General features: G+C 70.8%; 14 protein-coding genes. 8 read left to right on the top strand and 6 right to left on the bottom strand.

What is annotated here, in order from left to right; all coding sequences use genetic code 11:
* Together GT354_RS43715 and GT354_RS43710 are read right to left on the bottom strand one after the other, a co-directional pair.
* Positions 1-898 (bottom strand): serine/threonine-protein kinase (locus tag GT354_RS43715; RefSeq protein WP_161362646.1); only part of this gene is annotated, 898 nt, incomplete at its 3' end.
* A gap of 33 nt (positions 899-931) precedes the next feature.
* On the bottom strand, positions 932-1,495 hold the full coding sequence (locus GT354_RS43710) for a hypothetical protein (RefSeq protein WP_161362645.1): 564 nt from the start codon (positions 1,493-1,495) through the stop codon (positions 932-934).
* Between the two features lie 7 nt (positions 1,496-1,502).
* On the opposite strand from GT354_RS43710, the gene GT354_RS43705 reads away from it, so the two are divergent.
* A complete protein-coding gene (locus GT354_RS43705; protein WP_161362643.1) occupies positions 1,503-2,351 on the top strand; it encodes a hypothetical protein in 849 nt (282 codons plus the stop codon).
* Positions 2,352-2,486: 135 nt separating this feature from the next.
* On the opposite strand, the gene GT354_RS43700 is transcribed toward GT354_RS43705, so the two are convergent.
* Positions 2,487-3,707, bottom strand: a complete 1,221-nt coding sequence (locus tag GT354_RS43700; RefSeq protein WP_161362641.1) for a geranylgeranyl reductase family protein — start codon at positions 3,705-3,707, stop codon at positions 2,487-2,489.
* Between the two features lie 105 nt (positions 3,708-3,812).
* On the opposite strand from GT354_RS43700, the gene GT354_RS43695 reads away from it, so the two are divergent.
* Positions 3,813-5,018 (top strand): cation:proton antiporter, encoded by a 1,206-nt coding sequence (locus GT354_RS43695; protein WP_161362638.1) that lies wholly within the window; start codon positions 3,813-3,815, stop codon positions 5,016-5,018.
* Here GT354_RS43695 and GT354_RS43690 read toward each other — a convergent pair.
* Together GT354_RS43690 and GT354_RS43685 are read right to left on the bottom strand one after the other, a co-directional pair.
* Positions 5,005-6,222 (bottom strand): extracellular solute-binding protein, encoded by a 1,218-nt coding sequence (locus GT354_RS43690; protein WP_161362636.1) that lies wholly within the window; start codon positions 6,220-6,222, stop codon positions 5,005-5,007. The genes GT354_RS43695 and GT354_RS43690 overlap by 14 nt on opposite strands.
* Before the next feature lie 201 nt (positions 6,223-6,423).
* A complete protein-coding gene (locus GT354_RS43685) occupies positions 6,424-7,854 on the bottom strand; it encodes a gamma-aminobutyraldehyde dehydrogenase (RefSeq protein ID WP_161362633.1) in 1,431 nt (476 codons plus the stop codon).
* A gap of 185 nt (positions 7,855-8,039) precedes the next feature.
* Here GT354_RS43685 and GT354_RS43680 point away from each other — a divergent pair, with 185 nt between their 5' ends.
* The 4 genes from GT354_RS43680 to GT354_RS43665 all read left to right on the top strand — a co-directional run bounded on the left by GT354_RS43680 (position 8,040) and on the right by GT354_RS43665 (position 12,119).
* Positions 8,040-8,531 (top strand): Lrp/AsnC family transcriptional regulator, encoded by a 492-nt coding sequence (locus GT354_RS43680; protein WP_202512951.1) that lies wholly within the window; start codon positions 8,040-8,042, stop codon positions 8,529-8,531.
* Positions 8,528-9,913, top strand: a complete 1,386-nt coding sequence (locus tag GT354_RS43675) for an aspartate aminotransferase family protein (RefSeq protein WP_161362631.1) — start codon at positions 8,528-8,530, stop codon at positions 9,911-9,913. Before GT354_RS43680 ends, GT354_RS43675 begins: the two co-directional genes overlap by 4 nt.
* A 173-nt stretch (positions 9,914-10,086) precedes the next feature.
* On the top strand, positions 10,087-10,743 hold the full coding sequence (locus tag GT354_RS43670) for a pyridoxamine 5'-phosphate oxidase family protein (RefSeq protein WP_161362629.1): 657 nt from the start codon (positions 10,087-10,089) through the stop codon (positions 10,741-10,743).
* The gene (locus tag GT354_RS43665) at positions 10,740-12,119 is read left to right on the top strand and encodes an FAD-dependent oxidoreductase (protein ID WP_161362627.1); all 1,380 of its coding nucleotides are present in this window, start codon (positions 10,740-10,742) and stop codon (positions 12,117-12,119) included. The genes GT354_RS43670 and GT354_RS43665 overlap by 4 nt, the downstream gene beginning before the upstream one ends.
* On the opposite strand, the gene GT354_RS43660 is transcribed toward GT354_RS43665, so the two are convergent.
* On the bottom strand, positions 12,113-12,913 hold the full coding sequence (locus GT354_RS43660; protein WP_161362625.1) for a tyrosine-protein phosphatase: 801 nt from the start codon (positions 12,911-12,913) through the stop codon (positions 12,113-12,115). The genes GT354_RS43665 and GT354_RS43660 overlap by 7 nt on opposite strands.
* A 180-nt stretch (positions 12,914-13,093) precedes the next feature.
* Between GT354_RS43660 and GT354_RS43655 the strand changes: the two genes are divergently transcribed.
* On the top strand, positions 13,094-13,840 hold the full coding sequence (locus GT354_RS43655) for an ATP-binding cassette domain-containing protein (protein WP_161362624.1): 747 nt from the start codon (positions 13,094-13,096) through the stop codon (positions 13,838-13,840).
* Between the two features lie 4 nt (positions 13,841-13,844).
* Positions 13,845-14,282, top strand: a 438-nt coding sequence (locus tag GT354_RS43650; protein WP_202512950.1) for a hypothetical protein, incomplete at its 3' end; no start/stop codon positions are given.

The raw sequence follows: 14,282 nt of genomic DNA, 5'->3' as shown, positions 1-14,282 counted from the left end.
CAGGGCGCCCGGCAGGCGCGCTGGGCGGGATCGGCCTCGTCGGCTCGCCCACGTGCCGCCGCCCCTCGACCGCGAGCAGTTCGGTCAGCCGGGCCTCGACCTCGGTCGCGTCGGGGCGCGCGCCCGGGTCGCGCCGAAACAGCGCGTGCACCAGCGGGCTCAGCGGTCCGATTTCCTCCGGCACCTCGGGCTCGGCGATCACGATCGCGTGCATCGTGGCGACCGGCGTCGAGCGTCGGAACGGCGACGCCCCGGTGACCGCGGCGCACAGGGTGACCCCGAGCGACCACAGGTCCGACGCGGGGCCCGGGTGCTCGCTCTCGATCCGTTCGGGAGCCATGAACTCCGGTGAGCCCAGGATCGCGCCGGTGCCGGTGAGGCCGCTGACGCCTTCGAGCGCGGCAATCCCGAAGTCGGTCAGCACGGCGTGCCCGTCGCGCTCGATCAGCACGTTGCCCGGCTTGACGTCGCGGTGGATCACGCCGCGCGCGTGTACGACCCCCAGCGCCCGGACGATCTGTACCGCCATCGCGGCGGCGGCGTGCGGCGAGAGCGGTCCGTCCTCTTCGAGGATCGTGTCCAGGGAGCGGGCGTCGAGGAGTTCCATGACGATCCACAACCGGTCGTCGTCCTCGACGTAGTCGTACACCCGCACGACGTTGGGATGGTTGATCCGCGCGGTCGCCTGTGCCTCGCGCAGGCTGCGCTCCCGGAAGGTGCGTTGCGACGCGCTGCGGCCCCACCCGGTGGTGACGACCTTCGCGGCCACCGGCCGGTCGAGCAGTTGGTCTCGGGCCCGCCAGACGGTGCCCATGCCGCCGCTGCCCAGCACACTTTCCAGTTCGTAGCGGGCTCCGACCACGAAGCCCGCCCAACCGTCTCCAGGCCCGCCCGGCATCGGCTTTCCCCCATGTCCGGCCACTTTTCAAGATCAGACCATTCCCTTTCGTGGGATTACCCCGGAAAGGCCCTGCGAAAGCTTGCGACGGGCATGGTAGAACGAATCGTCACACATAGCGGGAGGGGGATACCGCATGTTCAATCCGAAGTTCGATCCGAAAAGGTTCCGATCAGAACGCGCCAAGCGAGCGGCATTGATCATTTCCGTTCCGGTCGGAATAGGAATGGTTTTGAACGCCGGCCTCGCGGTCGCCGATACCGAAGGCCACGCGACGTCCGGGCGCCCCGGTGGCGGACACCCCACACACAGCCACACCCACAGCCCCACGGGTGAGGTCACCACCCCACCGGTGACCACCAAGCCGCCGACCGGCAAACCGTCGACCACCCCGCCGCCGACGACGCAGCGTCCCACCACGCGGCCACCGACGACGCAACCGCCCACCACGCAGCCACCCACCAGCCGGCCACCGACGAGCCAGCCGCCGACCACGCAGCCGCCGTCCACCCCGCCGCCGACGACCCGGCCGCCCACGACGGCCCCACCCACCACCGCCCCGCCCACCACGCGACCACCGACCAGCCGGCTGTTCACCGTCGCCGTGGACCGGCAGATAACCTTCTCCGCCGACGGCCGGGCCACGATCCGGTTCACCATCGCGAACGACACCGACGAGGCCCAACCGGCCCGCGACGTGTACGTGTTCAGCACCCGGGAGCTCAAGATCCTGTCGGTCGGCGGTTGTGGCGGCGCCGCGCCGCTGAGGCAGACCGAGCCGGGACCCCCGTGGGCCACCACGTTCAAGTGCGCGCTCGGCCCGATAAGGCCGCACGAGAGTCGGTCGTGGACCGCGACGGTGGAATACCTGCCGGCCGTGCGCCAGGCCGCAGGATCCCCGCGCGCCGATCGGGCACAGGTACGACTTCCGCTCGCGGCCGAGGCCGACATCTCCACGTTCGGCGTCCTGGTGGTGCCCGAGGGCGCGACGGACACGTCCGTGATCCTGGGCCGCGCCGGTCCACTGACGCTGATCGGGCGGGACAACAACAACGACCCGTCGTTCATCGGCTACACCGTCAACACCCCGATCCCCGGCGGCACGACGGGAAACAGCACGACCGGAAACGGCACGGCAGGAAACGGCACAGCAGGAACCGGCACGACCGGAAACGGCACCACAGGAAGCGTCACGACGGGAGGCGGCACCACCAGCGGCAGCGGCACGACCGGCGAACCCACCGCCCGGTCCACCTCGGCCGCCCCCACGGCGTCGACCACCCCCACGCCCCCGACCGCCCCCACCACCCTGCCCAAGACCGGCCCCGACGACGACGCCCTGCCGCTCGCCGGCGGCGCCGTCGGCCTGATGCTCGTGGGCAACGCGCTGTTCCAAGGCGCCCGCCTGCGCCGGATCCGCTCCGCCGAGGCCGCCGAGGCCGCCGAGGAGTGACCTGCGGCAACCGACGGCCGCCCGCGAGCCCGCAGCACACCGCTCATGCCCGCAAACCCCGGCGAACAACGAACGACCCCGAACCCGCGCAGCGCACGGCGGGGCTCGGGGTCGCTCGGCCGCGACAAGCGGCGACTACTTGCCGGTCAGCTCCATCACCCGCCGCGCCGCCGGACGCTCCAGCAGGTCGGCGAACGTGGTCCGCCCCTGTACGACCTTGCGGAACACCCGCCAGCCCTGCGGCAGGTTGGCCACCGCGCTGTGCAGCATCGCCGGGTGCCGCTCGAAGACACCGAGCAGGATGCGACCCGCGCGCATCTCCCGGCCCAGGGTCGCGTCGATGTCGGTGTGATAGTCGGCGCCGATCTTGTCGACCTCGCCGTCGCCGGCCACGCCCGCCACCCGTGCGGCATGCTCCCCCGCGAGCCGGCCCGAGCGCAGCGCGTACGAGATGCCCTCGCGCGTCCACGGCTCCAGGAGCCCCGCTGCGTCGCCCGCGACCAGTACCCGGCCGCGCGAGAGCGGCGCGCTCTCCTTGCGACAGCGGGTCAGGTGGCCCGACTCGATCGACGGCCGGAAGCCAGCCAGGCCGAGCCGACCGATCAGGTCGCGCAGGTACGCGCGGGTGGCCTCGCCCTGGCCGCGCGCGCAGATCACGCCCACCGTGAGGGTGTCGCCCTTGGGAAACACCCAGCCGTACGAGCCGGGCAGCGGACCCCAGTCGATCAGCACCCGACCACGCCAATGCGCCGCGACCTCGGGCGGAACCGGTATCTCGGCCTCCAGCCCGAGGTCGACCTGGTCGAAGGTCACCCCGACGTAGGCCGACGTGCGGCCCGCGCTGCCGTCGGCCCCGACCACCGCGAGCGCGCGTACGACCTCGCCGTCGCCGAGCGTCAGCGTCACGCCGCCGTCCTGCTCGGCGATGCGCGACACCGCGACGCCCTCGCACAAGGCCGCGCCCGCGTCGACGGCCGCACGGGTCAACGCCTCGTCGAAGCGGGCCCGGTCGACGAGCCCGATCAGCGTCGTCCGCGACGAGCGCACCCGCCGGCGACGGCCGCGCAGGGTGAACTCGACCTCGCGGACCAGGTCCTCCACGGGCGGTTCGAACCCGGGCGGCAGCGCGCCCTTGGCCGGCCCGATGATGCCGCCGCCACACGTCTTGTAACGCGGCAGTTCGGCCCGGTCCACGACCAGTACACGCCGCCCCGCACGCGCGGCGGCCAGCGCCGCGGACGCGCCGGCGGGGCCGGCTCCGATCACCACTACGTCCCAGGTCACGGGCTCGTTATCGGTGTTTTCGGGCAGTTCGACGGCGGGCTTCGAGCCGGCCTCGGGGGAGCTGCTTGTCATGGATATCGACCCTAGTGCGTCCGGTCGGCCCCCTTGATCACGACCGTCCGCAGGGCGCCGGCGCGTCTGCCCCGATACCGGACGTATGCCACCTATGCTCCGCGAGTGCCCCACGACAGCGCGCCCTTCCTGATCGTCCTGGCCCTGGCTTTCCTCGCCCCGCTCCTCGCCGACCGGATGCGGCGTCTGGTCCCGGTACCGACCGTCGTGCTCGAAGTGCTGCTCGGCGTGACGGCCGGGCCGTCGCTGCTCGACTGGGTGCACGAGACGAGCGTGCTGACGTTCGTCTCCGACTTCGGGCTCGGCATGCTGATGTTCCTGGCCGGCTTCGAGATCGACATGGCCGGGCTCAGCGGTCGACCGTTGCGCCGGGCCGCGGTCGGCTGGTGCGTCTCGCTCGTGGTCGGCCTGGGCGTGGGCCTGCTGCTCGTGTGGTCCGGCTCGACCATGTCCCGCCTGGTGGTCGGGCTCGCGCTCACCACGACCGCGCTCGGCACGCTGTTGCCGATCCTGCGCGACGCGGGCGCTCTGTCGACCCGCTTCGGCGCGCAGGTGACCGCGATCGGCACGCTCGGCGAGTTCGGCCCGATCGTGGCGATCTCGTTGTTGCTCGGCGACCGCAATCCCGGGGCCTCGGCGATCGCCCTGGTGTGTTTCGCCGTGGTGACGGCCCTGGTCCTGGTGTTCGCGCGCAGGCCGTTGCCCGAGCGGCTCGACCGGGTGGTCCGGGCGACGCTGCACTCCAGTGGTCAGCTCGCGATCCGGTTGTCGGTCCTGGTGCTCGCGCTGCTGGTGTGGGCCGCGGACGAACTCGGCCTCGACGTGCTGCTCGGCGCGTTCGCGGCCGGCATGGTCGTCCGGCTGCTGCTGTGCGACATGCCCGCCGACTCGCGCGAGACGGTCGCGGGCAAGCTCGACGCGGTCGGCTTCGGCCTGTTCGTCCCGGTGTTCTTCGTGACCAGCGGCGTGCGCTTCGACGGCAAGGCGCTGTTCGCCGACGCCGGCACCACGGCGCTGCTGCCGCTGTTCCTGGTCCTGTTCCTGGTGGTGCGGGGCCTGCCGACCTACCTGATCGAACGCGACGAGCCCCGGGCGGTGCGCGCGGGGCTCGCGGTGTTCGCGTCGGCGGGTCTGCCGCTGATCGTGGTGATCACCGGCATCGGGGTCTCCGCCGGCGAACTGCGCCCGGGGCCGGCGGCCGCGATGGTGGGCGCCGGAATGCTGTCCGTGCTGCTGTTTCCGTTGCTCGGCCTGCGGGCCTACCGCGCGTCGACGACCGACTCCCACGCGTCGACCCTCACAGACCGATGATCTTGCCCCACGTCTTCTCCCAGCGCCGTTCCTCGTCCTCGGTGGTCTCGCGCATGCCGTGCAGCTTCGCGGTCATCTCGGCGTCCGGGAAGATCAGCGGGTTGGTCGCCGACTCGCGCATCCCCGCGTCCTGGGACTCGGCCATGACCTGCTGCGCCGCGGGGACCGGGCACACGTACTCCACGTAGTTCGCGAGCTCGGCCGCGACCTCGGGGTCGTAGTAGAAGTCCATCAGGGCCTCGGCGTTGGTCTTGTGCGCGGCCTTGTCCGGGACCATGAGGTTCTCCGACCACAGCTCGCCGCCCTCCTCGGGCACCACGAACTCGATGTCGGGGTTGTCGAGTTGCAGCTGACCGACGTCGCCGGAGTACGCCTGACAGGCCATGATGTCGCCGTTGGCCAGGCCCGACGTGTAGTCGCCGCCGGTGAAGCTGCGGATGTGGTTCTTGTCGACGAGCTTTTGCATGCGCTCCATGACCACGTCCACGTCGGCGTCCTTGAAGGTGCGGATGTCCGCGCCCTCGCCGAGCATGAGCAGCGCGGCGGCCTCCATGAAGCCCGCGAAGACGGTGACCCGGCCCTTGAGGTCGGGGTGCCACAGGTCGTTCACCGACTTGAGTTCGCGCCCCACCAACTTCTTGTTGTACGCGATGCCGGTGATCCCGCTCTGCCACGGCACGGTGTATTCGCGGTGCGGGTCGTAGCCGGGGCTGCGCAGCGACTCGGCGAGGTTCGCCTGCACCTGCGGCAGGTTGGCCTTGTTCAGCTTCTGCACCCACCCGAGCCGGACGAAGCGGGTGCACATCCAGTCGGAGATGACGATCGCGTCGCGCCCCGGCTCCTTGCCCGCCTGGATGGCCGGGTGGATCTTGCCGAAGAACTCGTCGTTGTCGTTGATCTCCTCCGAGTAGCGGACCTTGATCCCGGTCTTGTCGGTGAACGCTTCGAGCGTGGGGTGCTTTTGCTCGTCGTCCTCGTCGATGTCGATGTAGAGCGCCCAGTTGGAGAACCGGACGATCTTCTCCTTCGCCGACTTGTCGGTCCCGCCGCGCTTGCTCTCCTGCACGTAGGCGGACGGCACCCCGCACGCGGCGAGCGTGCCGACGGCGGCGGTGGCGCCGGCGCCGCGCAGGAACATCCGGCGATCGACCGCGTGCCCGGCGATCCGCATCGTGGACTGGGCGCGATTGCGGGCGCGGGTCATCGGCGACTCCTTGGCGACTTCGGGGGTTCGACGGGCCGAGGAAGGCCCACCGCATCGTGGCGGTGGGGCGCCCCCGACGGCAACAAGCACCCTGTCAGCCCTCGGGTCGAGGAGTTGACAGGGTGCTTGTCGGGGTCGCCACGCTCGGCCGGACCGAGCCCACTCACCCCGGCGCGCCGGGGTCGGATCAGGCGTCGTGGATCAGGCGTCGTAGTTCGTCATGACGTGCTTGATCCGCGTGTAGTCCTCGAAGCCGTAGCCCGACAGGTCCTTGCCGTAGCCGGAGTGCTTGAAGCCGCCGTGCGGCATCTCGGCGATCAGCGGGATGTGCGTGTTGATCCACACGCACCCGAAGTCGAGCCGCTTGGCCATCCGCATCGCGCGGCCGTGGTCCTTGGTCCACACCGAGGACGCGAGCGCGAACTCGACGCCGTTGGCGTTGGCGAGCGCCTCGGCCTCGTCCGCGAAGGACTGGACGGTGATGACCGGGCCGAAGACCTCGTTCTGGATGATCTCGTCGTCCTGCTTCAGCCCGGAGACGACGGTCGGGGCGTAGAAGAAGCCCTGGTTGCCGACCTGGTGACCGCCGGCCTCGATCTTCGCGTGCGCCGGGAGGCGGTCGATGAAGCCGCCGACCTGCGCGAGCTGGTTCACGTTGTTGACCGGACCGTAGTCCGCGTCGTCCTGCGGGCCGGTCGTGGTGGCGTTCGCCGCGGCGGCCAGGGCCCGTACGAAAGCGTCGTGCACGTCGGCGTGCACGAGCACGCGCGTCGCGGCGGTGCAGTCCTGGCCGGCGTTGAAGAAGCCCGCGCCGGCGATGCCCTCGGCGGCGGCGTCGATGTCGGCGTCCTCGAAGACCACGACGGGCGCCTTGCCGCCGAGTTCGAGGTGGACCCTCTTGAGGTCCTTGGACGCGCTCTCGGCGACGGCCATGCCGGCCCGTACCGAGCCGGTGATCGAGGCCATCGCGGGGGTCTTGTGCTCGACCATCAGGCGGCCGGTGTCGCGGTCGCCGCAGATCACGTTGAACACGCCGGCGGGCAGGATCTCGCCCATGATCTCGGCGAGCAGCACGGTGGACGCGGGGGTGGTGTCCGAGGGCTTGAGGACCACGGTGTTGCCCGCGGCGATCGCCGGGGCGAACTTCCACACGGCCATCATCATCGGGTAGTTCCACGGCGCCACCTGGGCGCACACGCCGACCGGCTCACGCCGCACCATGGAGGTGTGCCCCGCCATGTACTCGCCGGCCGACTTGCCCTCGAGCATGCGCGCCGCGCCCGCGAAGAAGCGGATCTGGTCCACCATCGGCGGGATTTCCTCGGACGCGGTCAGCGCGCGGGGCTTGCCGGTGTTGAGACACTCGGCGTCGATCAGCTCATCCGCGCGCTTTTCCACCGCGTCGGCGATCTTCAGCAGGGCGAGCTGGCGCTCGGCCGGCGTGGTCTCGCTCCAGCTCTCGAAAGCCGTGGCCGCCGCGCGCATCGCCGCGTCGACGTCCCGCTCCCGAGACAGGGGGGACGTCGCGTAGACCTCGCCGGTGGCGGGGTCGACGATGTCGAGCGTGCCGCCGTCCGCGGCGTCGGTGAACGTGCCGTCGATGTAGTTGCGCAGAGTACGCAGGTCGCTCATGTCCCAAGTCTCCTTCGAAAACGGGTCGGCGGCGGCGGGGCGGCGAGGGGACCGGTCCCGATATGGGCCGCACTCCCAGCCTAACCGGGATGCTGTCGGTATCCGCATACGCAACGCGCACGAACAACTGAATCAGTTGTCTTCCAACCCCAAGTCAACGGATTCCCTTGCGAAAGGCTCATCTGATGAGGCAGAGTGACCCCGTGGCCGGTCGAGACAGAAACACGAACGCTCCGGCCGACGCAGTGTCGAAGGCGATCATCGAGCAGCTCCAGGAAGACGGACGCCGCTCGTATGCCGCGATCGGCAAGGCGGTCGGCCTCTCGGAAGCGGCCGTGCGCCAGCGCGTCCAGCGCCTGCTCGACCAAGGCGTGATGCAGATCGTCGCGGTGACCGATCCGCTGACCGTCGGCTTCCATCGCCAGGCCATGGTCGGAGTTCGCGTCGAAGGGGACATCGATCCCGTCGCGGACATGCTGGCCACGATGAAGGAAGTGGACTACGTCGTGATCACGGCGGGTTCGTTCGATCTCATCGTGGAACTCGTATGTGAGAACGACGACCACTTGCTCGACATCATCAACAAGAGGATTCGAGCGATTCCGGGCGTACGGAGCACCGAGAGCTTCGTCTACCTGAAGCTTCGGAAGCAGACCTACCAGTGGGGTACTCGATGACAGAGCAGTACGACAACGCCGCCCTCTCCAAGAGCGCCTACGACCACCTGTGGATGCACTTCACCCGCATGTCGTCGTACGAGAACGCGCCCGTGCCGACGATCGTGCGCGGCGAAGGCAGCTACATCTGGGACACCAACGGCCGCAAGTACATCGACGGCCTCGCCGGCCTGTTCGTCGTACAGGCCGGTCACGGCCGCACGGAGCTCGCCGAGGTCGCGCGCAAGCAGGCCGAGCAGCTCGCGTTCTTCCCGGTGTGGAGCTACGCCCACCCCAAGGCGATCGAGCTGGCCGAGCGCCTGGCGAACTACGCCCCCGGCGACCTGAACAAGGTCTTCTTCACCACCGGTGGCGGCGAGGCCGTCGAGTCCGCCTGGAAGCTGGCCAAGCACTACTTCAAGCTCACCGGCAAGCCGACCAAGCACAAGGTCATCTCGCGGGCCATCGCCTACCACGGCACCCCGCAGGGCGCGCTGTCGATCACCGGCCTGCCGGACTACAAGGCGCCGTACGAGCCGCTGGTGCCCAGCACCTTCCGGGTGCCCAACACCAACCAGTACCGCATGCCGGAGTTCCTGGCCGACAACTCGCCCGAGGCCTTCGGCCGCTGGGCCGCCGACCAGATCGAGGTGGCGATCCTCAACGAGGGCCCCGACACCGTGGCCGCGGTCTTCCTGGAGCCGGTGCAAAACGCCGGTGGCTGTTTCCCGCCGCCGCCCGGCTACTTCCAGCGCGTGCGCGAGATCTGCGACCAGTACGACGTGCTGCTCGTCTCGGACGAGGTCATCTGCGCGTTCGGCCGCCTGGGCACGATGTTCGCGTGTGACAAGTTCGACTACGTCCCCGACATCATCACCTGCGCCAAGGGCATGACCTCGGGCTACTCCCCGATCGGCGCGATGATCGTGTCGGACCGCCTCGCCGAGCCGTTCTACAACGGCAGCGACAACGTCTTCATGCACGGCTACACGTTCGGCGGGCACCCGGTGTCGTCCGCCGTGGCGCTGGCCAACCTCGACATCTTCGAGCGCGAGGGCCTCAACCAGCACGTCCTGGACAACGAGTCCAAGTTCCTGGCCACGCTGCAAAAGCTCCAGGACCTGCCGATCGTCGGCGACGTGCGCGGCAACGGGTACTTCTACGGCATCGAGATGGTCAAGGACAAGGGCACCAAGGAGACGTTCAACGACGACGAGGCCGAGCGTCTGCTGCGCGGCTTCCTCTCGACGGCTCTGTACGACAACGGCCTGTACTGCCGCGCCGACGACCGCGGCGACCCGGTCATCCAGCTGTCGCCGCCGCTGACCGCGGACCAGGGCGTGTTCGACGAGATCGAGCAGATCCTGCGCGGAGTGCTCTCCGAGGCCTGGACCAAGCTGTAGAGAACGCTGTCGCACCAGGCTTTTCGACGAACCCTCAGTGAGTCTGCCGCCGTCCCGCACCCCGTGCGCGACGGCGGCAGACTCGTCTTCGATTCCGAATCACTCGATATCCGGATCGTCGCGACGGATCACCCCTCGACAGACTCGTACGACAGACCCCTTGAAGAGGTCCGATGAGCCACCCCAATCCCGGCTCCACCCCCCGCACCCGCGTCCGGCGCCTGCCCGAGAAAGCCGCCCAGGACCGGGCCGCCCTGCACGCCGTCCTCGACGCCGGCCTCGTCGCACACGTCGCGATCACCACCGAGGACGGCCGCCCGTTCGTCCTGCCGGTCGCCTACGCGCGCGACGGCGAGCGGGTGCTGATCCACGGCTCGACCGGCAGCCGGCTCTTCCGCGGCCTCGCGGCGGGCGCGCCGACCTGCCTGACCGTCACGCTGCTCGACGGCGTCGTGGTCGCCCGCTCGGCCTTCGAATCCTCGATGCACTACCGCAGCGCGATGGTGCTCGGCGCGTGCACGGTCGTCCCCGAGCAGGACAAGGCCACCGCCCTGGACCTGATCACCGACCGCCTGCTGCCGGGCCGCCGCGACGAACTACGGCCGCACCGGCCCAAGGAGCTCGCCGCGACCCTGGTGCTCGCGCTGACCCTCGACGAGACCTCGGTCAAGATCTCCGACAGCCCTCCCGACGACGAGGACGACGACCTCGACACCCCGATCTGGGCCGGCGTCGTACCGATCACCGAGCACTTCGGCGAGCCCGTGTCCGCCCCCGACCTGCGCTTCGACATCGCCCCGCCGCACTACCTGAGGACGTGGACCCGATGACCACCGGCTACCGCGAACTGTCGCTGTGGTTCGACACGCTCGGCGAGGAGATCACCGCCCGCCCGGCACTCGCGGGCGACCTCGACGTCGACGTCGCGATCGTCGGCGCCGGCTACACCGGCCTGTGGACCGCGTACTACCTGGCCAAGGCCGACCCGTCGCTGCGCATCGCGGTCCTGGAGCGGGAGATCGCCGGCTTCGGCGCGTCGGGCCGCAACGGCGGCTGGTGCTCGGCGCTCTTCCCCGCGTCCTTGGCCAAGGTGGCCCGCGACAGCACCCGCGAGCGGGCGATCGCCCAGCAGCGCGCGATGAACGCGACCGTGGACGAGGTCGGCCGGGTCGTCGCCGAGGAGGGCATCGACTGCGACTTCACCAAGGGCGGCACCGTCGTGCTCGCCCGCACCCCGGTACAGCTCGCGCGCGCCCGCGAGGCCGTCGCCGGCGAACACGCGTGGGGCTTCGACGACACCGACACGCGCCTGCTCGACGCCGACGAGGCACGCTCGATGGTCGGCGCCACCGACGTGCTGGGCGGCACCTACACCCCGCACTGCGCGGTCATCCACCCCGCGAAGCTCGCCCGCGGCCTCGCCGCCGCGGTGGCGGGCCTGGGCGTGAGCATCTACGAGAACACCCCCGTCACCGCGATCGCGGACGGCGTCGCGACCACTGCCCACGGGCGCGTGCGCGCCGACGTGGTGGTGCGCGCGACCGAGGGCTACACCCCCGAACTGGCCGGCTTCCACCGCGACCTGGCTCCGGTGTACTCGCTGATGATCGCCACCGAGCCGCTGCCGTCGTCCTTTTGGGCACAGGCCGGGCTCGCGCGTCGCGAGAGCTTCAGCGACATGCGGCACCTGATCATCTACGGGCAGCGCACCGCCGACGACCGGCTCGCGTTCGGCGGCCGAGGTGCGCCCTATCACTTCGGGTCCAGGGTCAAGCCCGAGTTCGACCGCGACGAGAAGGTCTTCGCCGAGCTGCGGCGGGTGATCACCGAACTGTTCCCCGCCGTCGCCGACGCACGGGTCACCCACACGTGGGGCGGGCCGCTGGGCGTCGCCCGCGACTGGTACGCGAGTTGCGGCGTGGACCGCGCCCGCCGTCTCGCGTGGGCCGGCGGCTACGTCGGCGACGGCGTGGGCACCGCGAACCTCGCGGGCCGCACGCTCGCCGACCTGATCCGCGACGAGTACACCGACCTGACCCGGCTGCCGTGGGTACGCCACCGCTCGCCCAAGTGGGAACCCGAGCCGTTGCGCTGGATCGGCACCAACGTCGGCCTGCGCGTGATGTCCGGAGCCGACGTCGAGGAACAGCGCACCGGCAAGGAATCCCGCCTCGCGCAGGCGTTCGGTCGCTTCGTGGGTCACTGACCCCTGATCGTGCGGCGCCAGGTCTCCAGATGATCCGGCGCCGCACCGGCCTTGAGCAGGAAATCCGCCGCCGAGCCGTGGCGCTCCGCGAGCACCGACAAGAACGTGTCGATCGACTCCCGCGCCGCGCCGCGCATCGCGGGCGCGACCGGATGCGCCGGGTCGATCCGCGGCTGCCGGGGCAGACGGTCGATCCGCTCGAACATCTCCACGAGATGCTCCTCGGTCCGGGTGTAGTCCTCGATGATCGCCTCGCGCTCGACCCCGGCGACCGACAGCAACAGCGCCACCAGGATGCCGGTCCGGTCCTTGCCGGCCGTACAGTGCACGAGCGCCGGAACCCCGCCGTCGCCGGCCAGGATCTCCAGCGAGCGCACGTAGGAATCCCGCCCGCGCTCGGCCATGCGCATGTAGAGCAGGCCCGCGCCGTGCACGTCGACGTTGCCCAGGTCGATGTCGTCGTCCAGGTCGAGCCCCTCGGTCTGCCCGGCCGAGACGTCGCCCACCGCCGCCCGGTCGGCGGCCAGCGCGGACCGGCGACCCAGCAGCGGCAACCGATGCCGGGTGATCCCCTCCCACTCGACGAGCGGCAGACCCTCGCGATCCGAGCGCAGGTCCAGCACGTGCCGAACCCCGTACGTGCCCGACAACCGGCGGATCCCCTCAGGGGTCAACAGATCCGGTGTCTCGCACCGCATCAGTACGCCCACGCGAGTGACTCCCCCGTCGATCAGCGGTAGGCCGCCGACATCGCGGGCATTGAGCAGATCGGGAAGATCGAGTCTGTGGTTCATGTCCACCCCGGTTCGCATCGCGTGCAAGACACCTGTTCGGCTCATCATGGTGGGCGTGCGCCCCAGGCGCCGGCACGGGCTTCGGGCACGGGGCGATTGCCGGGTCTTCCCGCAACCACGTGCCCGAACACTCGTTGACAAGACGGGTGGCAACGAACGTTTCTCTGCGGGAGGAGTGCCGTGACCCTGTCGTCCCGCGCGGCAAGACCACCTGCCCGGCGCGCCGTCGCCGAGGCCCCGACGACCCCGCCCGACAACGACGTCCTGCGCGCCGGTCGGCTCACCCTCACCCGGGGATCGGTCACCCTCCTTCGAGACGTCTCCGCCGCCGTTCGCGCGCAGGAGACGCTGGCGATCACCGGGCCCAGCGGCTCCGGCAAGTCGGCCCTGCTCGCGTGCCTGTCCGGAATGGTCGCCGCCGACTCGGGCGAAGTCTGGTTCAACAGCAGCCCCATGCACGTGCTCGACGAGAAGGGCCGCACCGCGCTGCGCCGCCGATACTTCGGCCTCGTCGACGGCCGTACCCGGCTGCTGCCCGAACTGACCGTCGCCGAGAACGTCGCCCTGCCGCTGCTGCTCGGCCGAGTACGCCGGTCCGACGCGTTCGCGATCGCCCGGCACTGGATGAAGCGGCTCGACGTGACCGAGCACGCCGAGGCCCGGCCGCTGGGCCTTGGTCCGTCGCTGCTTCGCCGCGCGGCGGTGGCCCGGGCCCTGGTCACCCGGCCCGACGTGGTCTTCGCCGACGAGCCCGCGTACGCGCTGGCCGGTACCGAAACGGACCACCTGATGCGCATCCTGGTCACCGCGATCCGCTCGCACGGCATGACCCTCGTCCTCGCGACCGCCGACCCGCGCGTCGCGGCGCACGCGGATCGGTGTCTGTCCCTGCGGGGTGGGCGCTCGAATCCGCACGGCGAGGTGTAAGCCCGTGTCCGGCGCAAAATCGAACCGGCCGCGCGGCACGGTGCGCGTGGATGTCGTGCGGGTCCTGATCTGTGCGTCGGTCGCGGGGGCGGCCGCCGCCGTCCTGGTGTGCCTGCTCGCCTGGGTGCGACCCGTCGGCGCCTCCGACCACTCGTGGGTCGCGCCGCTGCTCGTCGCGGTGCCGGTGCTGGCCACCGTCGCCGTGCTCACCGCGGTGGCCACCCGCCTCGTGGCCCCGTACCGCATCGACCGCACCGCGACGTGGTCTCCGGCCGGCCCGCCCGCCTCCCGGGTCCTGGGCCCCGGCCCCGCCGAGGCCGCCACCGTCGCCCTGGCCGGCGCGTTCGCCGGCGTGCAGGCGCACCTGGTGCTGGGCGCGCTCCTTGGCTCGGCGCCCGCGACCGTACGGCACCTGCTCGCGGTGGACGTCGGCGTGCCGTGG

The sequence above is a fragment of the Streptomyces sp. SID3343 genome (genome assembly GCF_009865215.1).
In the GTDB taxonomy this organism is placed as follows: domain Bacteria; phylum Actinomycetota; class Actinomycetes; order Streptomycetales; family Streptomycetaceae; genus Embleya.
This window is presented reverse-complemented; position numbering and strand designations above follow the sequence as displayed.

Bases quoted from the DNA above. Each gene is read 5' to 3' on its own strand.
- GT354_RS43700 (WP_161362641.1), bottom strand. From the start codon at position 3,707: ATGACAAGCAGCTCCCCCGAGGCCGGCTCGAAGCCCGCCGTCGAACTG.
- GT354_RS43690 (WP_161362636.1), bottom strand. From the start codon at position 6,222: ATGACCCGCGCCCGCAATCGCGCCCAGTCCACGATGCGGATCGCCGGG.
- GT354_RS43685 (WP_161362633.1), bottom strand. From the start codon at position 7,854: ATGAGCGACCTGCGTACTCTGCGCAACTACATCGACGGCACGTTCACC.
- GT354_RS43680 (WP_202512951.1), top strand. From the start codon at position 8,040: ATGAGGCAGAGTGACCCCGTGGCCGGTCGAGACAGAAACACGAACGCT.
- GT354_RS43675 (WP_161362631.1), top strand. From the start codon at position 8,528: ATGACAGAGCAGTACGACAACGCCGCCCTCTCCAAGAGCGCCTACGAC.
- GT354_RS43670 (WP_161362629.1), top strand. From the start codon at position 10,087: ATGAGCCACCCCAATCCCGGCTCCACCCCCCGCACCCGCGTCCGGCGC.
- GT354_RS43665 (WP_161362627.1), top strand. From the start codon at position 10,740: ATGACCACCGGCTACCGCGAACTGTCGCTGTGGTTCGACACGCTCGGC.
- GT354_RS43660 (WP_161362625.1), bottom strand. From the start codon at position 12,913: ATGAACCACAGACTCGATCTTCCCGATCTGCTCAATGCCCGCGATGTC.